General features: G+C 55.1%; 21 protein-coding genes and 2 tRNA genes. 6 read left to right on the top strand and 17 right to left on the bottom strand.

Translation table 11 applies throughout. The annotated features are described in order from the left end of the window. The first annotated feature begins 61 nt into the window (after positions 1–61). Complete coding sequence (locus ACEPLT_RS19700) at positions 62–580, top strand: type 1 glutamine amidotransferase domain-containing protein (protein WP_115876340.1); 519 nt, start codon at positions 62–64, stop codon at positions 578–580. On the opposite strand, the gene ACEPLT_RS19705 is transcribed toward ACEPLT_RS19700, so the two are convergent. Beyond that, a complete protein-coding gene (locus tag ACEPLT_RS19705; RefSeq protein WP_232927472.1) occupies positions 560–994 on the bottom strand; it encodes a YhbP family protein in 435 nt (144 codons plus the stop codon). The two genes, ACEPLT_RS19700 and ACEPLT_RS19705, sit on opposite strands and share 21 nt — an antisense overlap. A 14-nt stretch (positions 995–1,008) precedes the next feature. Between ACEPLT_RS19705 and ACEPLT_RS19710 the strand changes: the two genes are divergently transcribed. Next, positions 1,009–1,338 (top strand): GIY-YIG nuclease family protein, encoded by a 330-nt coding sequence (locus ACEPLT_RS19710; RefSeq protein ID WP_008501484.1) that lies wholly within the window; start codon positions 1,009–1,011, stop codon positions 1,336–1,338. Here the strand turns inward: ACEPLT_RS19710 and ACEPLT_RS19715 are convergent. Then, the gene (locus tag ACEPLT_RS19715; RefSeq protein ID WP_045910092.1) at positions 1,325–1,828 is read right to left on the bottom strand and encodes a GNAT family N-acetyltransferase; all 504 of its coding nucleotides are present in this window, start codon (positions 1,826–1,828) and stop codon (positions 1,325–1,327) included. The genes ACEPLT_RS19710 and ACEPLT_RS19715 overlap by 14 nt on opposite strands. Then, on the bottom strand, positions 1,822–2,346 hold the full coding sequence (gene ubiT, locus ACEPLT_RS19720) for a ubiquinone anaerobic biosynthesis accessory factor UbiT (RefSeq protein WP_045910093.1): 525 nt from the start codon (positions 2,344–2,346) through the stop codon (positions 1,822–1,824). Before ubiT ends, ACEPLT_RS19715 begins: the two co-directional genes overlap by 7 nt. Positions 2,347–2,557: 211 nt before the next feature. On the opposite strand from ubiT, the gene ubiU reads away from it, so the two are divergent. The 3 genes from ubiU (at position 2,558) to ACEPLT_RS19735 (ending at position 5,526) form a co-directional block, all read left to right on the top strand. Continuing rightward, positions 2,558–3,553 carry a ubiquinone anaerobic biosynthesis protein UbiU gene (gene ubiU, locus ACEPLT_RS19725; RefSeq protein ID WP_021242249.1) on the top strand — a complete coding sequence of 332 codons (996 nt, stop codon included), beginning with the start codon at positions 2,558–2,560 and terminating at the stop codon, positions 3,551–3,553. Between the two features lie 7 nt (positions 3,554–3,560). Next, positions 3,561–4,439, top strand: a complete 879-nt coding sequence (locus tag ACEPLT_RS19730; protein WP_111967404.1) for a U32 family peptidase — start codon at positions 3,561–3,563, stop codon at positions 4,437–4,439. Positions 4,440–4,518: 79 nt separating this feature from the next. Further along, positions 4,519–5,526, top strand: a complete 1,008-nt coding sequence (locus tag ACEPLT_RS19735) for a luciferase-like monooxygenase (RefSeq protein ID WP_023326163.1) — start codon at positions 4,519–4,521, stop codon at positions 5,524–5,526. A gap of 86 nt (positions 5,527–5,612) precedes the next feature. On the opposite strand, the gene mtr is transcribed toward ACEPLT_RS19735, so the two are convergent. The 12 genes from mtr to ACEPLT_RS19795 all read right to left on the bottom strand — a co-directional run bounded on the left by mtr (position 5,613) and on the right by ACEPLT_RS19795 (position 19,297). Then, complete coding sequence (mtr, locus tag ACEPLT_RS19740) at positions 5,613–6,857, bottom strand: tryptophan permease (RefSeq protein ID WP_008501478.1); 1,245 nt, start codon at positions 6,855–6,857, stop codon at positions 5,613–5,615. Between the two features lie 142 nt (positions 6,858–6,999). Beyond that, a complete protein-coding gene (locus ACEPLT_RS19745) occupies positions 7,000–8,895 on the bottom strand; it encodes a DEAD/DEAH family ATP-dependent RNA helicase (RefSeq protein ID WP_048028855.1) in 1,896 nt (631 codons plus the stop codon). Further along, on the bottom strand, positions 8,888–8,968 hold the full coding sequence (yrbN, locus tag ACEPLT_RS19750) for a protein YrbN (protein WP_100122156.1): 81 nt from the start codon (positions 8,966–8,968) through the stop codon (positions 8,888–8,890). The genes ACEPLT_RS19745 and yrbN overlap by 8 nt, the downstream gene beginning before the upstream one ends. A 107-nt stretch (positions 8,969–9,075) precedes the next feature. Continuing rightward, positions 9,076–9,960, bottom strand: coding sequence for a lipoprotein NlpI (gene nlpI, locus ACEPLT_RS19755; protein WP_008501476.1), 885 nt, complete (start codon positions 9,958–9,960; stop codon positions 9,076–9,078). A 108-nt stretch (positions 9,961–10,068) separates the two neighbouring features. Beyond that, positions 10,069–12,207 (bottom strand): polyribonucleotide nucleotidyltransferase, encoded by a 2,139-nt coding sequence (gene pnp, locus ACEPLT_RS19760; RefSeq protein WP_045910096.1) that lies wholly within the window; start codon positions 12,205–12,207, stop codon positions 10,069–10,071. 242 nt (positions 12,208–12,449) lie between these two features. Beyond that, positions 12,450–12,719: a 30S ribosomal protein S15 gene (rpsO, locus tag ACEPLT_RS19765; protein WP_003861789.1), complete on the bottom strand. Its 270-nt coding sequence runs from the start codon at positions 12,717–12,719 to the stop codon at positions 12,450–12,452. 154 nt (positions 12,720–12,873) lie between these two features. Further along, positions 12,874–13,824: a tRNA pseudouridine(55) synthase TruB gene (gene truB, locus ACEPLT_RS19770; RefSeq protein ID WP_232927473.1), complete on the bottom strand. Its 951-nt coding sequence runs from the start codon at positions 13,822–13,824 to the stop codon at positions 12,874–12,876. Further along, a complete protein-coding gene (gene rbfA / locus ACEPLT_RS19775; RefSeq protein WP_003024988.1) occupies positions 13,824–14,228 on the bottom strand; it encodes a 30S ribosome-binding factor RbfA in 405 nt (134 codons plus the stop codon). Before rbfA ends, truB begins: the two co-directional genes overlap by 1 nt. 89 nt (positions 14,229–14,317) lie before the next feature. Continuing rightward, complete coding sequence (infB, locus tag ACEPLT_RS19780; protein WP_045910098.1) at positions 14,318–17,005, bottom strand: translation initiation factor IF-2; 2,688 nt, start codon at positions 17,003–17,005, stop codon at positions 14,318–14,320. A gap of 24 nt (positions 17,006–17,029) precedes the next feature. Further along, the gene (gene nusA, locus ACEPLT_RS19785) at positions 17,030–18,532 is read right to left on the bottom strand and encodes a transcription termination factor NusA (RefSeq protein ID WP_003861798.1); all 1,503 of its coding nucleotides are present in this window, start codon (positions 18,530–18,532) and stop codon (positions 17,030–17,032) included. A 28-nt stretch (positions 18,533–18,560) separates the two neighbouring features. Beyond that, positions 18,561–19,013 carry a ribosome maturation factor RimP gene (gene rimP, locus ACEPLT_RS19790; protein WP_014833432.1) on the bottom strand — a complete coding sequence of 151 codons (453 nt, stop codon included), beginning with the start codon at positions 19,011–19,013 and terminating at the stop codon, positions 18,561–18,563. Positions 19,014–19,220: 207 nt separating this feature from the next. Next, positions 19,221–19,297 (bottom strand) — tRNA-Met (locus ACEPLT_RS19795). 287 nt (positions 19,298–19,584) lie between these two features. Here ACEPLT_RS19795 and argG point away from each other — a divergent pair. Next, entirely contained in the window at positions 19,585–20,931 is a 1,347-nt protein-coding gene (gene argG, locus ACEPLT_RS19800) for an argininosuccinate synthase (RefSeq protein ID WP_023294661.1), read from the top strand. A 179-nt stretch (positions 20,932–21,110) separates the two neighbouring features. Here argG and ACEPLT_RS19805 read toward each other — a convergent pair. Both ACEPLT_RS19805 and secG read right to left on the bottom strand, forming a co-directional pair. Further along, a tRNA-Leu gene (locus ACEPLT_RS19805) sits at positions 21,111–21,197 on the bottom strand. A 9-nt stretch (positions 21,198–21,206) separates the two neighbouring features. Continuing rightward, positions 21,207–21,539, bottom strand: a complete 333-nt coding sequence (gene secG / locus ACEPLT_RS19810; protein ID WP_021242256.1) for a preprotein translocase subunit SecG — start codon at positions 21,537–21,539, stop codon at positions 21,207–21,209. Between the last annotated feature and the right edge of the window lie 196 nt (positions 21,540–21,735).

Below are 21,735 nucleotides of genomic sequence, written 5' to 3' on the forward strand. Positions count from 1 at the left end.
AAGGTAAGTATTTACCACAAGCGGAGAAAAATCAGTCTGAAGCCAAAACAACGGAGGAAGCATGGGCAAGAAAATCGCAGTCTTGATTACCGACGAGTTTGAAGATTCAGAATTCACCTCTCCTGCAGAGGCGTTCCGCAAGGCGGGACATGAGGTCATCACCATCGAGAAAGAAGCGGGCAAAACGGTGACAGGTCATAAGGGCGAGGCCAGCGTGACCATTGATGAGACCATCGATAACGTTAGCCCCTCCGATTTTGACGCCCTGCTGTTACCCGGCGGCCATTCACCGGATTCCCTGCGCGGAGACGAGCGCTTCGTGACCTTCACCCGGGACTTTGTCTCTACCGGCAAACCGGTCTTTGCCATCTGTCACGGCCCGCAGTTGCTCATCAGCGCGGAGGTTGTCCGCGGGCGTAAGCTCACGGCGGTGAAACCGATCGTTATCGATCTGAAAAATGCGGGTGCCGAATTTTACGATCAGGAGGTGGTCAACGACAAAGACCAGTTGATCACCAGCCGGACCCCGGACGATCTCCCGGCGTTTAACCGCGAAGCGCTACGCCTGCTCGGCGCGTAGCCAGTGCAGCTTCTTGCCAAAGCCCAGGGTGTTGTCGGTAAATTTCAGCTCATCGAGGCGGATTTCCCACACCGGGGCTTTTAGCGCAGCGGCAACCGGAAAGCGGCGCGTGTAGTGCTTACGACGCGCGTCGCTCTCTTCTCCGTCCAGACGACGGATTTCCCCTTTAAACTGTACCCCACGGATCAGCGCGACCGTTTTCGGCTGGCCATTCACCGTGCCCGCGACCTTCGCCTGCTGGCCGGTCATCTGCGCATGACGCGTTTTGTCTTCACTCATGACATAAAACGCGACGCGCTGCGGATCGTAGTAGTAAAACGCGTTTGCGCACCACATCTCACCCTCGCTGTAGACGCACCAGGTGACGACGTGCTGCTTCGCCAGCCAGCGGTTGATGGCTGCCAGTGTTTCCATTTTCGTTCTCTCTCATGCTATGGTGCGTTCACCTTAACATACTGAATCTGTTTACCGTGTGCTGGTTTCTCTATCTTGTCCGAACCGCTGATAACGCACTCTACACCGGGATCACCACCGATGTGGCGCGGCGTTTTTTACAACATCAAACGGGGAAAGGGGCAAAAGCACTGCGGGGGAAAGGGGAATTACAGCTCGCCTTTTCGGCGCCCGTCGGTGACCGATCGCTGGCGCTCAGGCTGGAATACCGCATCAAACAGCTGACGAAGCGCCAGAAAGAGCGCCTCGTGACCGGAGACGGCTCCTTTGAGGCGCTACGCGAGAGCCTGATTAAAAGCGATTGAAATGGTCGTGGTACTCGACCAGGCCATTGACGCCGTTGAGCGCATCGTCCGCCAGACGGTGCACCTGGAACGCGGATTCCGTACCCGGCCAGCGGCAGCGCAGATCGTAATGCGCGGCCTGCTCGAAGCCTAAACGGCCATAGAACGCCGGATCGCCCAGCGCAACAACGGCCGCATAACCGAACTCATTGAGCGAATCCAGCCCTTCATAGACCAGCTGACGCGCCAGCCCCTGCCCGCGATAGTTTTCATCCACCGCCAGCGGCGCCATACCGACCCACTGCAGCTCTTCGCCCTGAACGGTGACCGGACTGAAGGCAACATAGCCCACCACCTGACCTTCGTCATCGGTGGCGACCAGCCCCAGCGTAATCAGACCGTCTTCGCGGAGATCGTGGACCAGCTGGGCTTCGGCATCGCTCGCGAAAGCACGGCGCAGCAGCGCATCGATCCCCGGCGCATCAATCCCTATTTCGACTCGAATCAGCATGGCTCACCTACTGAAGTGTGTTTACTGTCCGGCGGGGCTTTCAGCCCGGCCTCAACGAAATCTGCCATTTGCATCAACATCACGCGCAGCGCTTTCGGCATCTGCTCCAGCTCAATGGCATCCATTAAATTCTTCACGTACAGGCCCAACTCCGTGTCGCCTTCAATCACCAGACGGCGCTGGAAGAAGAGCGTATCCGGATCCTGTTTACGCGCGGCGATCATCAGCAGATCGCTGGCGTTGGCGCTAAAGCTCACGTCCGCCTCGGCGGTTTCACGGACGATCAGCTGGTCATTCTCAACGGAGGTAAACCAACGCAGCCCGATGTCACGCACTTCAATGCTCAACCAGCGGCCTTCCAGGAATTCCAGCTCGCCATCCTGCAGCGCCTGGCGGAACTGCCAACTCAGGACCTGCTCCAGCACCTGACGTTTGAGCGCGAACGGCGCCAGCTTGACCGGCACGCTCAGCATTGATGGGCCAAATTGTACGAGACGTGAACGCAGTTTATCCAGCACGAGCTTTACTCCCTGATATCTATAGTCCTGCTATTTTGCCATATCCGACGCACAACATAGCGGCGTAAATCAACAAACCGTCGTCCGGACAACCTCATTATTGGTGCCATCAATACGCCATTAGCTGCCTTAAATCAAAAATTGTCGCGTATGGGTTAATTAAAATCCCAGCTCGTTAACATTTTTGCGATCGATAACATCAGGATAAATTATGGAGCTGCTCTGCCCTGCCGGAAACCTTCCGGCGCTTAAGGCGGCCATCGAAAATGGGGCCGATGCGGTCTATATCGGGCTAAAAGATGACACCAATGCCCGCCATTTTGCTGGCCTTAACTTTACGGAGAAAAAGCTTCAGGAAGCCGTTAACTTCGTTCACCAGCACCGCCGCAAGCTGCATATCGCCATCAATACCTTTGCTCATCCTGACGGGTACGCCCGCTGGCAGCGCGCGGTGGATATGGCGGCACAACTGGGTGCCGATGCGCTGATTCTGGCCGACCTCGCCATGCTTGAGTATGCGGCAGAACGCTATCCCCATATTGAGCGCCACGTCTCTGTTCAGGCATCTGCCACCAACGAAGAGGCCGTGCGTTTTTATCACCGAAACTTTGACGTGGCCCGCGTGGTGCTGCCGCGCGTGCTCTCTATTCATCAGGTTAAGCAACTCGCACGCGTCACGCCAGTGCCGCTGGAAGTTTTTGCCTTTGGCAGCCTGTGCATTATGGCCGAAGGCCGTTGCTATCTTTCCTCGTATCTGACCGGCGAGTCGCCAAATACTGTCGGGGCCTGCTCCCCTGCCCGCTTTGTCCGCTGGCAGCAAACGCCGCAGGGGCTGGAATCCCGCCTGAATGAGGTGCTGATCGACCGCTATCAGGACGGTGAAAACGCCGGTTATCCCACCCTGTGTAAAGGCCGCTATCTGGTCGACGGCGAGCGCTATCACGCGCTGGAGGAGCCGACCAGCCTCAACACGCTGGAGCTGCTGCCGGAACTGCTGGCGGCCAATATTGCCTCGGTGAAAATCGAAGGTCGCCAGCGTAGCCCGGCCTACGTGAGCCAGGTGGCGAAAGTGTGGCGTCAGGCCATCGACCGCTGCATGGCGGACCCGCAGAACTACGCTCCGCAGCAGGCCTGGATGGAGACGCTCGGATCGATGTCCGAAGGCACGCAAACCACGCTGGGCGCGTATCACCGTAAATGGCAGTGAGAAAATCATGAAATATTCATTAGGGCCGGTGCTCTACTACTGGCCAAAAGAGACGCTGGAAGATTTTTACCAACAGGCCGCCACCAGCAGCGCCGATGTGATTTACCTCGGCGAGGCGGTGTGCAGCAAGCGCCGCGCCACCAAAGTGGGCGACTGGCTGGAGATGGCGAAAAGCCTGGCCGGCAGCGGCAAGCAGGTGGTGCTCTCCACGCTCGCGCTGGTGCAGGCCTCTTCCGAACTGGGCGAGCTGAAACGCTACGTAGAGAACGGCGAGTTCCTGCTGGAAGCGAGCGATCTCGGCGTGGTGAACATGTGCGCCGAACGCAAGCTGCCGTTTGTCGCGGGCCATGCCCTGAACTGCTACAACGCCGTGACCCTTCGCCTGCTGCTCAAACAGGGCATGACGCGCTGGTGCATGCCGGTTGAACTCTCCCGCGACTGGCTGGCAAACCTGCTCACGCAGTGCGAAGAGCTGGACATTCGCAACAAGTTTGAAGTGGAAGTGCTGAGCTACGGGCATCTGCCGCTGGCCTATTCCGCCCGCTGCTTTACCGCACGCTCGGAAGACCGTCCGAAAGACGAGTGCGAAACCTGCTGCATTAAGTACCCAAACGGGCGCAGCATGCTGTCGCAGGAGAACCAGCAGGTGTTTGTTCTCAACGGTATTCAGACCATGAGCGGCTATGTCTATAACCTCGGCAACGAGCTGGCGTCGATGGACGGGCTGGTAGATATGGTGCGTCTGTCGCCGCTCGATACCGGCGTGTTCGCGATGCTGGACGCCTTCCGCGCTAACGAAAACGGTGCCGCTCCGCTGCCGCTGACGGCGAACAGCGACTGTAACGGCTACTGGAAGCGTCTGGCCGGGCTGGAACTTCAGGCCTAAAAAAAGGCTCACTTTGTTAACAACGGTTATCATTTTTTAATGCAGTATTAAAGATTCACCGTCGACAAAGTGAGCTGTTATGACTGACAAAACCCTTCCGTTTTCGGTGCTGGATCTGGCGCCGATCCCACAAGGCTCCTCGGCGAGAGAAGCCTTTTCGCACTCTCTGGATCTGGCTCAGCTGGCCGAAAAGCGTGGCTATCACCGCTACTGGCTGGCCGAACACCACAACATGGTGGGCATTGCCAGCGCCGCCACCTCGGTACTGATTGGTTATCTGGCGGCAAATACCACCACGCTGCACCTGGGCTCCGGCGGCGTGATGCTGCCGAACCACGCCCCGCTGGTGATCGCCGAGCAGTTCGGCACGCTGAATACCCTCTATCCGGGCCGTATCGATTTAGGGCTTGGCCGTGCGCCGGGCAGCGATCAGCCGACCATGCGCGCCCTGCGTCGCCATATGAGCGGCGATATTGATAACTTCCCGCGCGACGTGGCCGAACTGGTGGACTGGTTCGACGCACGTGACCCGAACCCGCACGTGCGCCCGGTACCTGGTTACGGCGAGAAGATCCCGGTATGGCTGTTGGGCTCAAGCCTCTACAGCGCGCAGCTCGCCGCACAGCTGGGGCTGCCGTTTGCGTTTGCCTCCCATTTCGCGCCGGATATGTTGCATCAGGCGCTGCATCTTTACCGTACGCACTTCAAACCGTCCGAGCGTCTGGAGAAACCGTACGCGATGGTGTGTATCAACATCATTGCTGCCGACAGCAATCGCGACGCGGAATTCCTGTTCACCTCCATGCAGCAGGCGTTTGTAAAGCTGCGTCGCGGGGAGACGGGCCAGCTTCCGCCGCCAGTGGAGAATATGCATCAGCTGTGGTCAGCTTCAGAGCAGTATGGCGTTCAACAGGCGCTGAGCATGTCGCTAGTTGGCGATAAAGCGAAAGTGCGTCACGGGCTGGAGGCGGTGCTGCGTGAAACGCAGGCGGATGAAATTATGGTTAACGGCCAGATTTTCGATCACCAGGCGCGTTTGCACTCGTTTGATTTGGCCATGCAGGTGAAGGAGGAGTTGGTGGGGTAGCCTTTTTGCCAGGTGGCGCTTCGCTTACCAGGCCTACGGGGACGCGTAGGCCGGATAAGGCGTAGCCGCCATCCGGCACAAAATGTTTACTGGTACACCGGCAACAGATTAAAACTCGACAGCACGTGTACCAGGGCATTGCCCGCGCCGAACACCAGGATCAGCGCAATCATCGGCTTACCGCCCCAGACGCGGAATTTCGGGCTACCGAAGCGTTTACGTGATTTACGCGCCAGCAGCGCGGGCACTATTGCCGCCCAGATGGTTGCCGCCAGTCCGGCATAGCCGATGGCGTACAGGAAGCCGTTCGGCCACAGCAGGCCGCCCACAATCGGCGGCAGGAAGGTCAGCAGCGCGGTTTTAAAACGCCCCATCGCAGAATCATCAAAGCCGAACAGATCCGCCAGGTAGTCAAACAGGCCCAGCGTCACGCCGAGGAAAGAGCTCGCCACCGCAAAGTTAGAGAAGATAACCAGCAGCAGATCCAGGCTGCGGCTGTTCAGCACGCCGCTCAGCGCCTGCACCAGCACGTCAATGTTACCGCCCTTCTGCGCAATACCGATAAATTCCGGGCGCGGGATGTTGCCCATCGTTCCGAGCAGCCAGATGACATACAGCGCCAGCGCCAGCAGCGTGCCGTAGACCAGACACTTCACAATGGTGCGCGGATCTTTGCCGTAGTACTTCATCAGGCTCGGCACGTTACCGTGGTAGCCGAACGACGCCAGACAGAACGGCAGCGTCATCAGCAGGTACGGCGTATAGGAGGTATTCACTTCGGCAACGTTAAACAGCGTGGCGGGCGTCACGTGCCCCAGCAGGCTGCCGAAGGTCAGGAAGAAGGTGATGACCTTCGCGCCCAGTACGATTGCCGTCATCCGGCTTACCGCTTTGGTACTCATCCAGACGATAAACGCCACGCCCAGCGCAAAGCACAGCCCGGCCAGACGCGCCGGAACGTTCAGCGACATCTCAGAGAAGGTGTGATGCAGAATCGAACCGCTCGCCGAAATATATGCGTAGGTCAGGATATAGAGCACAAACGCGATGGACAGACCGTTCACCAGGTTCCAGCCTTTGCCCAGCAGGTCTTTGGTAATGGTGTCAAAGCTCGCGCCAATGCGGTAGTTCAGGTTGGCTTCGAGGATCATCAGCCCGGAATGAAGCATACAGAACCAGGTAAAGACCAGCGCGGCCAGCGACCAGAAGAACCACGCACCGGACATGACCACGGGCAGGGAGAACATCCCGGCACCTATAATGGTTCCGCCGATGATCACCACGCCGCCAAGCAGCGAAGGTGACGTTTGGGTGGTGGTTAGTGTCGCCATACAGCCTTTTCTCCAGTCAATCATGCGGTTCTGCATTTTAATGTGACGCACTGTACCAGTACAAGAGTACAAAGGGAATAAAAAAAGCCCCGATAGCATGTATCGGGGCTGTATATTTTACTTTACGTCAGAAGCGTAAGGCTTACGCGTCACCGAAACGACGACGGCTGGTGCCTTCTTCACGACGTGGACCACGGCTTTCGCGGCGCTCGCCGGAGAAACGACGACCTTCACCACCGCGACCTTCGCTGCGACCGCCTTCACGACGCTCGCCGCCGAAACCGCGACCACCACCACGGCGTTCGCCGCCACGGTCAGGACGTGGCTGTGCATCGCCCAGCAGCTGCATGTTCATCGGCTTGTTCAGGATGCGGGTACGCGTAAAGTGCTGCAGTACTTCACCCGGCATGCCTTTTGGCAGCTCGATGGTTGAGTGGGATGCGAACAGCTTGATGTTACCGATGTAACGGCTGCTGATGTCGCCTTCGTTAGCGATCGCGCCAACGATGTGACGAACCTCAACGCCATCATCACGGCCCACTTCAATGCGGTACAGTTCCATGTCGCCTGCGTCGCGACGTTCACGACGTGGACGGTCTTCACCACCACGCTCTGGACGGTCACCACGTGGGCCACGATCGTTACGGTCGCCACGACGTTCGAAGCGATCGTCACGGTCACGGAATTCACGCTTAGGACGCATCGGCGCATCTGGTGGCACGATCAGGCTACGTTCGCCCTGAGCCATTTTCAGCAGTGCTGCAGCCAGGGTTTCCATATCCAGCTCTTCGCCTTCAGCAACAGGCTGAATCTGCGACAGCAGCGCACGGTACTGATCCAGATCGCTGCTTTCCAGCTGCTGCTGTACTTTGGCGGCGAATTTTTCCAGACGGCGTTTGCCCAGCAGCTCTGCGTTTGGCAGGTCCGCTTCTGGAATGGTCAGCTTCATGGTGCGTTCGATGTTACGCAGCAGACGACGCTCGCGGTTCTCAACGAACAGCAGCGCACGGCCAGCACGACCCGCACGACCGGTACGGCCGATACGGTGAACGTAAGACTCGGAATCCATCGGGATGTCGTAGTTAACAACCAGGCTGATACGCTCAACGTCCAGACCACGTGCTGCCACGTCGGTTGCAATCAGGATATCCAGACGACCGTCTTTCAGACGCTCCAGAGTCTGCTCACGCAGGGCCTGGTTCATGTCACCGTTCAGCGCTGCGCTGTTATAGCCGCTACGCTCCAGGGCTTCAGCCACTTCCAGGGTCGCGTTTTTGGTACGAACGAAGATAATCGCCGCATCAAAATCTTCCGCTTCCAGGAAACGTACCAGCGCTTCGTTTTTACGCATACCGTACACAGACCAGTAGCTCTGGCTGATGTCCGGGCGAGTGGTTACGCTGGACTGAATACGCACTTCCTGCGGCTCTTTCATGAAGCGGCGGGTAATGCGACGGATAGCTTCCGGCATGGTTGCAGAGAACAGCGCGGTCTGATGACCGTCCGGGATCTGCGCCATAATGGTTTCAACGTCTTCGATGAAGCCCATACGCAGCATTTCATCTGCTTCATCCAGTACCAGACCGCTCAGTTTAGAGAGGTCCAGGGTACCGCGCTTCAGGTGATCCAGCAGACGGCCCGGCGTACCGACAACAATCTGTGGGCCCTGGCGCAGGGCGCGTAACTGCACGTCATAACGCTGGCCGCCGTACAGGGCAACCACGTTTACGCCGCGCATATGTTTAGAGAATTCCGTCATGGCTTCTGCAACCTGAACAGCCAGTTCACGGGTTGGAGCCAGAACGAGGATCTGCGGTGCACGCAGGTCCGGATCAATGTTGTTCAGCAGCGGCAGCGAGAACGCTGCAGTTTTACCGCTACCAGTCTGGGCCATGCCCAGCACGTCACGACCAGAAAGCAGGTGTGGGATACACTCAGCCTGGATCGGAGATGGTTTTTCGTAACCCAGATCGTTAAGGGCTTCAAGGATAGGAGCCTTCAGGCCCAGATCTGCAAAAGTGGTTTCGAATTCAGCCATGTAGTACGAGTGCCTCAATGTCAATGGCGGCCAGTCTACTTAGCTCATCGTGAAAATGATTAGCAATTTTCATTGAAAAGTGTGAACCGGCTCAAAGTAGGTGTATTGACGAACAACAACGCCCTCACCAGTTAAGGTGATGGCAATCAAAAGATTACGGGCTGATGTTTATGTCGTCAGCTATTGCTGGTCCGATTCTGCCAGGTCGTCTTGCTCCTGGCCCAAGAGCGATAATTCCAACAATGCATAACGGTGCTCAACGAAGTTGTGTACGTTGTTAGCAACCGCTAATTTGAACAGTGCCGTAGCGCTGTCCTTATCCCCCAGACTTAGGTAGTACTTACCTAAATAGAAGTTGGTTTCACTGAGATGCTCAGCGAGCGAGGTGTTATCCGTTGCGTCCGCCTTGAGGCGTTCCATCAGCGTTGCTTCGCTAATGTTGCCCAGGTAGAACTCGACAATGTTCCATCCCCACTGTTCCTTGTCCGATTTATCGAAGCGCTGTTTCAGTGCCTCTTTTGCCTGCTTCTCATCGAGCTTCCGCTCAACGATGTAAAGCCACAGGCTACGGAAAGGATCATTAGGATCGTCTTGATAAAACGCCAGCAGATCATCTTGCGCTAACTTGTCACGACCGCCGTAATACAATGCGATACCGCGATTCAAGTGCGCGTAGTTGTAAGTTGGATCAAGCTCAAGTACAGAATCAAACGCTTCATAGGCAGCATCAAAATTGCCTGCCTGCGTTAAATAAATGCCTAAGTAATTGAATACTTCAGGCATATCAGGTCGGATAGCCAGCGCTTGTGAAAAATCATTTCGCGCCAATGCCCTCAGACCGAGACTATCATACAACACTCCGCGCTCATATAAAAGCTGTGCGCGTTCGTCATCGGTTAAAGCCCGACTGGCAAGTATTTGTTCCATGCGTGCCAGGATCACTTCCTGCTGCAAAGTCGGTTGCAATGGCACTGCGAGGACTTCGCTCTTACGCCAGGCAGAGTTGCTGCATCCTGCCAGCGTTAAAGCTGTCGCAACGAAACACCAGCGCAAAAAAGGCTTCATTTCCCACTCCCGAAGACAACTATTGGATGAACGTCCTGTCCCCCGGCGGCTTAACAAGGCGTCCTGCCTGATAATAGGCCCTCCGCAAAGCGGAGGGCAAATGGCAACTTACTCGCCTTGCTGTTCTGCGGCCTGTGCTTCTGGCGCAGCAGCTGGCTGAGACTGCTCGGTTGCTTCTTTAATGCTCAGACGGATACGGCCCTGGCGATCAACTTCCAGAACTTTAACCGGTACTTCCTGACCCATCTGCAGGTAATCGGTCACTTTCTCAACGCGCTTGTCAGCGATCTGAGAGATGTGAACCAGACCTTCTTTACCGCCACCGATGGCAACGAACGCGCCAAAGTCAACGATACGGGTCACTTTACCTGCATAGACGCGGCCCACTTCGATTTCTGCAGTGATTTCTTCGATGCGACGGATCGCGAATTTCGCTTTCTCGCCGTCGGTTGCTGCGATCTTCACAGTACCGTCATCTTCGATTTCGATGGTGGTGCCAGTCTCTTCGGTCAGCGCACGGATTACGGAACCGCCCTTACCGATAACATCTTTGATCTTGTCTGGATTGATCTTGATGGTGTGAATACGCGGTGCGAATTCAGAGATATCACCGCGTGGCGCGTTGATAGCCTGTTCCATCACGCCCAGGATGTGCAGACGCGCACCTTTAGCCTGGTTCAGAGCAACCTGCATGATCTCTTTGGTGATACCTTCAATTTTGATATCCATCTGCAGCGCAGAGATACCGTCGCGGGAACCCGCCACTTTGAAGTCCATATCGCCCAGGTGGTCTTCGTCGCCCAGAATGTCAGACAGAACAACATAGTTGTCGCCTTCTTTCACCAGGCCCATTGCGATACCCGCAACGGCGGCTTTGATTGGCACGCCTGCATCCATCAGCGCCAGAGAGGCACCACACACGGAAGCCATAGAAGAAGAACCGTTGGATTCGGTGATTTCAGACACCACACGTACGGTGTACGGGAATTTGTCTGCTTCTGGCATGACTGCCAGCACGCCGCGCTTCGCCAGACGACCGTGACCAATTTCACGACGCTTCGGCGAGCCAACCATACCGGTTTCGCCTACGGAGTACGGAGGGAAGTTGTAGTGGAACAGGAAGCTGTCAGTGCGCTCGCCCATCAGTTCGTCGATGATCTGTGCGTCACGTGCCGTACCCAGGGTCGCGGTAACCAGCGCCTGCGTTTCGCCACGGGTGAACAGCGCGGAACCGTGAGTACGTGGCAGCACGCCAGTACGCACATCCAGACCACGGATCATGTCTTTTTCACGGCCATCGATACGCGGCTCGCCTGCCAGAACGCGGCTACGAACAACGTTTTTCTCGATAGCGTGCAGAATTTCGCTCAGCTCGTTAGCATCCAGCGTTTCGTCTTCAGCAACCAGCGTTGCGATAGTTTCAGACTTGATCACGTCAACCTGAGCGTAACGCTCCTGTTTGTCAGTAATGCGGTACGCATCGCTCAGACGAGATTCTGCCAGAGCTGCAACGCGTGCATTCAGCGCGTCGTTAGCTGCTTCTGGCTGCCAGTCCCAACGTGGTTTACCGGCTTCTTTCACCAGATCGTTGATGTTCTGGATAACAACCTGCTGCTGGTCATGGCCGAAGACCACAGCGCCCAGCATCTGGTCTTCGCTCAGCAGTTCTGCTTCGGATTCAACCATCAGCACAGCGGCTTCAGTACCCGCAACCACCAGGTCCAGCTTACTTTCTTTCAGCTCTTCCTGAGTTGGGTTCAGTACGTACTGGTCGTTGATGTAACCGACGCGCGCGGCACCGATTGGGCCATTGAATGGAATACCAGACAGTGACAGGGCAGCGGACGCACCGATCATCGCCACGATGTCCGGGTTAACCTGTGGGTTAACGGAAACAACGGTCGCGATAACCTGTACTTCGTTAACGAAGCCTTCCGGGAACAGCGGACGAACCGGGCGGTCAATCAGACGCGCGATCAGGGTTTCGCCTTCGCTTGGACGGCCTTCACGACGGAAGAAGCCACCCGGGATTTTACCGGCAGCGTAGGTACGCTCCTGGTAGTTAACGGTCAGCGGGAAGAAGTCCTGACCTGGTTTAGCTTTTTTCTGGCCCACAACGGTAACGAATACCGCGGTGTCATCCATGCTTACCATAACGGCAGCAGTAGCCTGACGTGCCATCATGCCGGTTTCCAGCGTGACGGTATGTTGACCATACTGGAATTTACGAACGATCGGATTCAGCAAAGTTCTGTCCTTTCTTAAATGTTTGACAGCACACCACCGGTGTGCTGTCGATTTGACCCGACCTTCTTCGCATCCTCGCGACTAATGACAACCAACACCCCCCTGGGTGAAGCCTCTCATTAGCCGCGCGAACCTCTGCAATGAAGATCATTTATAGCAACAATACAATAGTTTCCAGTGAATTGCTGCCGTCTGCTTGAAAAAAGGGGCCATCAGGCCCCCTTTTCTGAAACTCGCAAGAATTAGCGACGCAGACCCAGACGCTCGATCAGCGCGGTGTAGCGTGCAACATCTTTACGTTTCAGGTAGTCGAGCAGTTTACGACGCTGAGAAACCATACGCAGCAGACCACGACGGCTGTGGTGATCTTTTTTGTGCTCTGCAAAGTGACCCTGCAGGTGGTTAATCTGTGCAGTCAGCAGTGCAACCTGAACTTCGGTAGAACCGCTGTCGTTAGTACCACGACCAAACTCAGAAACGATTTTAGCTTTAGCTTCAACGCTTAGAGACATTTTCAAACTCCAAAGTATAAAGAATGTAAGGATGCCGATCTCTAATTCAGCAATCCCATGTACGCCCCGCAGATTGTTAAACAATTTACCAGGCGTTAAGCGGCGATATTCTACTCGTCTCCCCTGCTTATCGCAAGGTGAGCCGTTATCACCGTCATGCCTCGGCCGGATATTCGACGACCAGACGACGCGGCGCAACGCGCCCTTCGCCATCCATTTCGCCCATCCCGATGAATTTCCCTTCGTCACCTTCGGTCACGCGTACCAGGCCTTCCAGCGGCGCTTCCGCCGTACGAACCGGGTTGCCGTTCTTAAAGTAAACGGACGATGTTAAAGGAAGATTAACAACCGGGAAGTCCGCAGCCGGACTGTCCATCGGCATCAGCAACGGATCCAGCAAATCTGCCGGCGCGATCCCCTGCGCTTCCGCCTGTTCAACCAGCTCGCGCAAATGTTCCAGGGTTACCATCCGCTCCACCGGGTACTTGCTCACCGCCAGACGACGCAGATAAATCACATGCGCGCCGCAGCCCAGCTTTTCACCGAGGTCATCGATGATGGTGCGAATATAGGTTCCTTTCGAACAGTGCACTTCCAGCTCCAGCTCATCGCCTTCGTGGCGAATAAAGAGCAGCTCATACACGGTAATCGGACGGGCTTCACGCGGGACCTCAATGCCCTGGCGCGCATATTCGTAGAGTTTTTTCCCCTGATACTTCAGCGCCGAATACATCGACGGTACCTGCATCGTATCCCCACGGAAGCTCTCCAGCGCCGCATCAAGCTGCTCCGCGCTGAACGTCACCGGACGCTCCTCCACGACCTGACCATCCGCGTCGGAGGTATCCGTGCGCTGGCCCAGCTTAGCGATAACGCGATAACGCTTATCGGAGTCGAGCAGGTACTGGGAAAACTTTGTCGCCTCTCCCAGACAGACCGGCAGCATGCCGGTTGCCAGCGGGTCGAGCGCGCCGGTGTGGCCCGCACGGTTGGCGTTAAAAATACGCTTCACTTTCTGCAGCACGTCGTTGCTGGAAGCGCCCTGGGGTTTATCCAGCAGCAGCACACCATGCACGTCGCGACCACGACGACGAGGACGACTCATCAGTCCTCCTTGCTGTCGTCCGCCGGGTTAACACGACGCTCATCGTCATGTTTAACCACGCTGGTCACCAGGTTGGACATACGCATACCTTCGACCAGCGAGTTGTCGTAGAAGAAGGTCAGTTCAGGCACGATACGCAGGCGCATCGCCTTACCGAGCAGAGAGCGGATGAAACCAGACGCTTCCTGCAGCGCTTTGATGCCGTTTTTCACTGCGGCTTCGTCCTGATCGTTCAGGAAGGTGACGAACACTTTGGCATAGGCCAGGTCACGGGACATTTCCACACCGGAAACGGTGGTCATCATGCCGACGCGTGGGTCTTTAATTTCACGTTGCAGAATGAGTGCGATCTCTTTCTGCATTTCCTGCGCTACGCGCTGAGGGCGACCAAATTCTTTCGCCATAATAAATTCTCCAGACAAAAAAGGGGCTAAAGCCCCTTTTTGAAATTATTGCCGGGTGGCGCGAGGCGATCCCGGCTTACAATCGGTAATTAAGCGATGGTACGCTGAATTTCGATGATCTCGAACACTTCGATCATATCGCCAACGCGAACGTCGTTGTAGTTCTTCACGCCGATACCACATTCCATGCCGTTACGGACTTCGTTAACGTCATCTTTGAAGCGGCGCAGGGATTCCAGCTCGCCTTCGTAGATAACCACGTTGTCACGCAGTACGCGGATTGGGTTGTGACGCTTGATGTTACCTTCGGTAACCATACAGCCCGCGATCGCACCGAATTTCGGTGATTTGAACACGTCACGTACTTCAGCCAGACCGATGATCTGCTGTTTCAGCTCAGGAGACAGCATGCCGCTCATCGCTGCTTTCACTTCGTCGATCAGGTTATAGATGACGGAGTAGTAACGCAGATCCAGACTTTCGGATTCAATCACTTTACGCGCAGACGCATCCGCACGAACGTTGAAGCCAACCAGGATAGCGTTGGACGCAGCAGCCAGGGTTGCGTCGGTTTCGGTGATACCACCTACGCCAGAACCGATGATCTTCACTTTCACTTCGTCGGTAGACAGTTTCAGCAAGGAGTCGGAGATCGCTTCCACAGAGCCCTGAACGTCGGCTTTCAACACGATGTTCACTTCGTGAACTTCGCCCTCGGTCATGTTGGCAAACATGTTCTCGAGTTTAGATTTCTGCTGACGAGCCAGTTTAACTTCACGGAATTTGCCCTGACGATACAGTGCCACTTCACGCGCTTTCTTCTCGTCACGCACAACGGTCACTTCGTCACCAGCAGCCGGAACACCGGACAGACCCAGGATTTCCACTGGAATGGACGGACCCGCTTCCAGCACTTCCTGACCCAGTTCGTTACGCATCGCTCGAACGCGACCGTATTCGAAACCGCACAGAACGATATCGCCTTTATGCAGCGTACCTTCACGAACCAGAACGGTAGCAACCGGGCCACGTCCTTTATCCAGGAAGGATTCGATAACCGCACCGCTCGCCATACCGTTACGGATGGCTTTCAGCTCCAGAACTTCGGCCTGCAGCAGGATCGCGTCCAGCAGTTCGTCGATACCGGTACCCGCTTTCGCAGACACGTGTACGAACTGGCTTTCGCCGCCCCACTCTTCCGGCAGGATACCGTACTGGGAGAGTTCGTTTTTAACACGATCGGGATCCGCTTCTGGCTTATCGATCTTGTTCACGGCAACCACAACCGGCACACCGGCTGCTTTCGCGTGCTGGATAGCTTCGATGGTCTGCGGCATGACGCCGTCGTCCGCCGCAACAACCAGAACAACGATATCCGTCGCCTGAGCACCACGAGCACGCATAGAGGTAAACGCGGCGTGGCCCGGGGTATCCAGGAAGGTGATCATACCGTTGTCAGTTTCTACGTGGTATGCACCGATGTGCTGGGTAATCCCACCCGCTTCGCCAGAGGCAACCTTGGTAGAGCGAATGTAGTCAAGCAGAGAGGTCTTACCGTGGTCAACGTGACCCATGATGGTCACTACCGGTGCGCGCGGTTCTGCCGCAGCACCTGTGTCACGGTCGCTCATTACTGCTTCTTCCAGCTCGTTTTCACGACGCAGGATAACTTTGTGGCCCATCTCTTCCGCAACCAGCTGTGCAGTTTCCTGATCGATCACCTGGTTGATGGTTGCCATCGCGCCCAGCTTCATCATCGCTTTGATGACCTGAGAGCCTTTAACCGCCATCTTGTTCGCCAGTTCGCCAACGGTAATGGTTTCGCCGATCACAACGTCACGGTTAACGGCCTGAGCCGGCTTCTGGAAGCCCTGCTGCAGAGCGGAACCTTTACGCTTGCCGCCTTTACCACCGCGAACCGCCGCGCGTGCTTCTTCACGGTCAGCTTTGGATTCAGCGTGCTTGTTACCTTTTTTCGCCGGACGCGCTGCTTTTGCATTACGACCACGGCCACGGCCGCCTTCTACTTCACGGTCGTTATCATCTTCAGCCTGACGTGCGTGCTGAGAAGTGGTCACGTGATAGTCGCTGGTGTCTTCAGACTGCTCAGCGGTATCAACACCGTTCTTCTCATTTTCTTCAGCCATACGACGCGCTTCTTCGGCGACGCGGCGAGCTTCTTCTTCCAGCTTACGGCGGGCTTCTTCTTCCGCTTTACGCTTCAGCTCGGCAGCTTCATTTTCACGGCGGGCTTTTTCAGCCTGGGCGGTTTTGGTCATTTCGTCTGTCTGTTGATTGCTCACTTTGTCTTTTTCCGCAGCGTCACGCTTCACTTTATCACTTGCGTCGCGTTTCGCTTTTTCTGCGGCCTCACGTTCAGCTTTTAATTCTGCTTCACGTTTGGCGGCTGCTTCCGCCTCACGCTGAGCTTGTTCTTCCGCTTCACGCTGTGCCTGCTCTTCCGCGGCAAGGCGTTCTGCCTCTTGCGGATCACGTTTTACAAAGGTGCGCGTCTTGCGGACTTCAATTTGTACCGATTTGCTTTTGCCACCGGTACCAGGGATGTTTAACGTGCTACGCGTTTTGCGCTGCAGCGTTAACTTGTCAGGCGTAGAGCCGTGTTCACGGTTCAGGTGCGTTAACAAGGTTTGTTTTTCTTGCGCGGTCACCGAGTCATCAGCGGACTTCGGGATCCCTGCATCAGCAAATTGCTGTACCAGGCGGTCCACGGAGGTCTGAATCTCAGCAGCCAGCGATTTTACAGTTACATCAGTCATGCTGTTCCTTCCTGCTACAGTTTATTACGCTTCGTCGCCGAACCAGCAAATATTACGTGCGGCCATGATGAGCTCGCCGGCTTTCTCGTCGGTTAAACCTTCGATATCAGCCAGGTCATCAACGCCTTGCTCAGCGAGATCTTCCAGCGTACAAACACCACGGGCAGCCAGCTTGAACGCAATCGCACGATCAAGACCTTCCAGATTCAGCAGGTCATCAGCCGGCTTCTTATCGCCAAGGCTTTCTTCCTGAGCCAGTGCCAGGGTGGTCAGTGCGTTTTTAGCGCGTTCACGCAGGGCTTCAACGGTTGGTTCATCCAGACCGTCAATTTCCAGCAGCTCTTTCATTGGCACATAGGCCAGTTCTTCCAGCGTAGAGAAACCTTCTTCAACCAGAACAGTGGCGAAGTCTTCGTCAATATCCAGGTATTTCGTGAAGGTATCGATCGCCGCATGGGCTTCAGCCTGATGCTTAGCCTGCAGGTCATCAACGGTCATGACGTTGAGTTCCCAGCCGCTCAGCTGTGACGCCAGGCGTACGTTCTGACCGTTACGGCCGATTGCCTGCGCCAGGTTGCCCGCTTCAACAGCGATATCCATGGTGTGTTTGTCTTCGTCAACAACGATAGACGCCACATCAGCCGGAGCCATTGCGTTGATCACGAACTGCGCCGGGTTGTCATCCCACAGAACGATATCAATACGTTCGCCGCCCAGCTCAGTAGAAACTGCCTGGACACGCGCACCGCGCATACCGACGCAAGCACCGACCGGGTCGATACGCTTGTCGTTGGTTTTCACCGCAATTTTCGCACGGGAGCCCGGATCGCGAGCCGCCGCTTTAATTTCGATAACTTCTTCACCGATTTCCGGTACTTCGATACGGAACAGTTCTACCAGCATTTCTGGTTTAGAACGGGTCACGAACAGCTGCGCACCGCGAGCTTCTGGACGCACAGCGTACAGAACACCACGAATACGGTCGCCCGGACGGAAGTTTTCACGCGGCAGCATATCTTCACGCAGGATCACGGCTTCAGCGTTACCCGGCAACCCTTCGGATTTGATCTCCAGGGAGATGTTGTCGCGGTTCACTTTCTTCACCACGCCAGTGATGATTTCGCCTTCCTGATCGCGGAACTGATCGACAACCAGCGCGCGCTCGGCTTCGCGCACTTTCTGCACGATAACCTGTTTAGCGGTCTGGGTAGTGATACGGTCGAAGGTCACAGACTCAATCTGATCTTCAACGTAGTCACCCACGTTCAGACTTTCGTCTTCAAAACGGGCGGCTTCCAGCGTGATCTCTTTAGTCGGCTGGGTCACTTCTTCAACGATTACCCAACGACGGAATGTATCGAAGTCACCGCTTTTACGATCGATTTCTACGCGAACATCGATCTCTTGTTCGTATTTTTTCTTGGTTGCTGTAGCCAGTGCACTTTCCAGCGCTTCAAAAATCTTCTCACGCGGCAGTGATTTCTCGTTGGAGACGGCTTCAACAACAGCCAAAATTTCTTTGTTCATCGCGGGCTTTTCACCTCAATCCAGACTGTTAAAAGTGGGGAACCAGGTTCGCCTTCTGGATATTACTCAGCGCGAACACTTCATCTTTGCCTTCGACTGTCACCGTGATCATTTCACCATCAACGGCTTTGATAATTCCCTGCCATTTACGGCGGTTCTGTACGGCCATACGCAGAACGAGAGCCACTTCTTCACCGGTAAAGCGCACATAGTGCTCGGCCGTGAACATCGGGCGATCGAGGCCAGGTGAGGAAACTTCCAGGTTGTACGCAACGGTAATTGGGTCTTCAACATCAAGAACCGCACTCACCTGGTGGCTGACATCAGCACAATCATCAACATTGATGCCATCTTCACTATCAATATAGATGCGCAGCGTCGATGTACGGCCGCGAACGAATTCGATGCCGACCAGTTCGTAGCCCAGTGCTTCGACCGGTGCAGTAATCATCTCTGTTAATTTTTGCTCTAATGTGGACAAGCCCACCCCCAAGACATAAAAAAAGGGCGTAAAGCCCAGTTATTCTGTAGTCAGATAACAAAAAACCCCGATAAATCGGGGCTTTAGATAACTGAACCCTATAGCCACAACTGTGGCCTGGAGCACTCTCCGAAAGAATTTTTTCAAATCCAGCTACGAAGGCTCTAAGTCTTCACAGTATATTTGAAAAAGAACTTTATGGGAAAGTGGTTGCGGGGGCCGGATTTGAACCGACGACCTTCGGGTTATGAGCCCGACGAGCTACCAGGCTGCTCCACCCCGCGCCTGAAACGTGGCAAATTCTACGCGTTTTAGACAGAATTTGCAAATAATGCTGGGATTTGGTACCGAAGACGGGACGTAAAATCGGCGTTTAGTATATTGATAGTTGACCCCACCTGTCAAGGCGACTTCCGCCAGATCGATCAGACCAAAATTTTTACAAAAAACGCACGAGTCTCTTCCGGTCTTCGCCAAAAGATGATTAAATGAATACTCACTTATTTTGCATAAAAATGCACAAGAGAGCGAAAGCGGTCTCTAATCAGTCAATCAAGCAGGGTTTTATTCTATGACGACGATTCTCAAGCATCTTCCGGTAGGACAACGTATTGGCATCGCTTTCTCAGGTGGCCTGGATACCAGCGCTGCACTGCTGTGGATGCGCCAGAAGGGAGCGGTTCCGTATGCCTATACTGCGAACCTGGGTCAGCCGGATGAGGACGACTATGATGCCATTCCTCGTCGCGCGAAAGAGTATGGTGCAGAGAACGCGCGCCTGATTGACTGCCGTAAGCAACTGGTCGCGGAAGGTATCGCGGCGATTCAGTGTGGTGCATTCCATAACACCACCGGCGGCCTGACCTATTTCAACACCACCCCGCTGGGCCGTGCGGTCACCGGTACCATGCTGGTTGCCGCCATGAAAGAAGACGGCGTCAACATCTGGGGTGATGGCAGCACCTATAAAGGAAACGATATTGAACGTTTCTATCGTTATGGCCTGCTGACCAACGCCGAATTGCAGATCTACAAACCGTGGCTGGATACCGACTTCATCGACGAGCTGGGTGGTCGTCATGAGATGTCCGAGTTTATGATCGCCTGCGGCTTTGACTATAAGATGTCCGTCGAGAAAGCCTACTCCACCGACTCCAACATGCTGGGTGCGACGCACGAAGCGAAAGACCTGGAATTCCTGAACTCCAGCGTGAAGATCGTTAACCCAATCATGGGCGTGAAGTTCTGGGATGAGAACGTGAAGATCCCGGCAGAAGAAGTGACCGTGCGTTTCGAACGTGGTCATCCGGTTGCGCTGAACGGCAAAACCTTCTCTGATGACGTTGAGCTGATGCTGGAAGCAAACCGTATTGGTGGTCGTCACGGCCTGGGCATGAGCGATCAGATTGAAAACCGTATCATCGAAGCGAAAAGCCGTGGCATCTATGAAGCCCCGGGAATGGCGCTGCTGCATATTGCTTACGAGCGTCTGCTGACTGGTATTCACAACGAAGACACCATTGAGCAGTATCACTCTCATGGCCGTCAGCTGGGCAAACTGCTGTATCAGGGCCGCTGGTTCGATCCGCAGGCGCTTATGCTGCGTGATGCGCTGCAGCGTTGGGTGGCGAGTGCAATTACCGGTGAAGTGACCCTGGAACTGCGTCGCGGTAACGACTACTCCATCCTGAACACCGTGTCTGATAACCTGACCTATAAAGCAGAGCGTCTGACCATGGAGAAAGGTGAGTCAGTGTTTTCACCGGACGATCGTATTGGCCAGCTGACCATGCGTAACCTGGACATCACCGATACCCGTGAGAAGCTGTTCAACTATGTTGAGAATGGCCTGCTCTCTGCGAATTCAGGTAACGGCCTGCCGCAGGTTGAAAACCTGGAACACAGCGATAAGAAGTAATCGATAATGAAACATGCAAAAGGCGCCCAATGGGCGCCTTTTTGTTCGGCTTTTGTAGGGCGGGTAAGCGCAGCGCCACCCGCCATTTTGCCCGGTGGCGCTGCGCTTACCGGGCCTACGAACGGCAAAAGCTACAGACGAAAAAAAAGACGTCTTTCGACGTCTTTCTTCTGGAATATTGGTACCGAGGATGGGACTCGAACCCACAAGCCCGTTAGGGCACTACCACCTCAAGGTAGCGTGTCTACCAATTCCACCACCTCGGTACGGAATACTTACTGCGGGATATCGCTGGTTGGCTTAGCCGGTGCAGCTGGCTGAGTTTGCTCAGTTTTTGCTGGCGCGCTCAGGTTTTCCCACTCGCTTCCTTTGCTGGTCTTGTTACTGTTGATATTGCCAAGCACCAGACTGATGATGAAGAACAGCGTCGCCAGAATCGCCGTCGTGCGGGTCATGAAGTTCGCAGAACCACTTGAACCGAACAGCGTACCGGAAGCGCCTGCTCCGAAGGAGGCTCCCATATCAGCGCCTTTACCTTGCTGCAGCATAATCAGCGCTACGAGAGCGATGGCTACAATAAGGAAAACAACTAAAAGAGCTTCGTACATAATCAACCTGTTCCTTGCGGATTTGCCGCATACCAATGCTTCGACCAATTAGCAGGATTTCTGTTTCCCACTGAAGCGGGTGTGAATACTAACCAAAGCGAATCACCTTCGCAAGGGCATTTTCGACGCATTGTATCAACTGCGGAAAAAAACAGCAAAAAGCCATTAATTGCTTAAAACAAAGGCGGCAAACGCC

The sequence above is a fragment of the Enterobacter sp. fkY84-1 genome (assembly GCF_052974705.1).

Excerpts from the sequence above, each read along its gene's own strand:
- nusA (WP_003861798.1), bottom strand. The coding sequence starts at position 18,532 with ATGAACAAAGAAATTTTGGCTGTTGTTGAAGCCGTCTCCAACGAGAAA.
- yrbN (WP_100122156.1), bottom strand. The coding sequence starts at position 8,968 with ATGAAAATTGCTAATCATTTTCACGATGAGCTAAGTAGACTGGCCGCC.
- ACEPLT_RS19705 (WP_232927472.1), bottom strand. The coding sequence starts at position 994 with ATGGAAACACTGGCAGCCATCAACCGCTGGCTGGCGAAGCAGCACGTC.
- argG (WP_023294661.1), top strand. The coding sequence starts at position 19,585 with ATGACGACGATTCTCAAGCATCTTCCGGTAGGACAACGTATTGGCATC.
- infB (WP_045910098.1), bottom strand. The coding sequence starts at position 17,005 with ATGACTGATGTAACTGTAAAATCGCTGGCTGCTGAGATTCAGACCTCC.
- ACEPLT_RS19715 (WP_045910092.1), bottom strand. The coding sequence starts at position 1,828 with ATGCTGATTCGAGTCGAAATAGGGATTGATGCGCCGGGGATCGATGCG.
- truB (WP_232927473.1), bottom strand. The coding sequence starts at position 13,824 with ATGAGTCGTCCTCGTCGTCGTGGTCGCGACGTGCATGGTGTGCTGCTG.
- ACEPLT_RS19745 (WP_048028855.1), bottom strand. The coding sequence starts at position 8,895 with ATGGCTGAATTCGAAACCACTTTTGCAGATCTGGGCCTGAAGGCTCCT.
- rbfA (WP_003024988.1), bottom strand. The coding sequence starts at position 14,228 with ATGGCGAAAGAATTTGGTCGCCCTCAGCGCGTAGCGCAGGAAATGCAG.
- ACEPLT_RS19730 (WP_111967404.1), top strand. The coding sequence starts at position 3,561 with ATGAAATATTCATTAGGGCCGGTGCTCTACTACTGGCCAAAAGAGACG.
- nlpI (WP_008501476.1), bottom strand. The coding sequence starts at position 9,960 with ATGAAGCCTTTTTTGCGCTGGTGTTTCGTTGCGACAGCTTTAACGCTG.
- mtr (WP_008501478.1), bottom strand. The coding sequence starts at position 6,857 with ATGGCGACACTAACCACCACCCAAACGTCACCTTCGCTGCTTGGCGGC.
- ACEPLT_RS19700 (WP_115876340.1), top strand. The coding sequence starts at position 62 with ATGGGCAAGAAAATCGCAGTCTTGATTACCGACGAGTTTGAAGATTCA.
- ACEPLT_RS19735 (WP_023326163.1), top strand. The coding sequence starts at position 4,519 with ATGACTGACAAAACCCTTCCGTTTTCGGTGCTGGATCTGGCGCCGATC.
- rpsO (WP_003861789.1), bottom strand. The coding sequence starts at position 12,719 with ATGTCTCTAAGCGTTGAAGCTAAAGCTAAAATCGTTTCTGAGTTTGGT.
- ACEPLT_RS19710 (WP_008501484.1), top strand. The coding sequence starts at position 1,009 with ATGCTATGGTGCGTTCACCTTAACATACTGAATCTGTTTACCGTGTGC.
- ubiU (WP_021242249.1), top strand. The coding sequence starts at position 2,558 with ATGGAGCTGCTCTGCCCTGCCGGAAACCTTCCGGCGCTTAAGGCGGCC.
- secG (WP_021242256.1), bottom strand. The coding sequence starts at position 21,539 with ATGTACGAAGCTCTTTTAGTTGTTTTCCTTATTGTAGCCATCGCTCTC.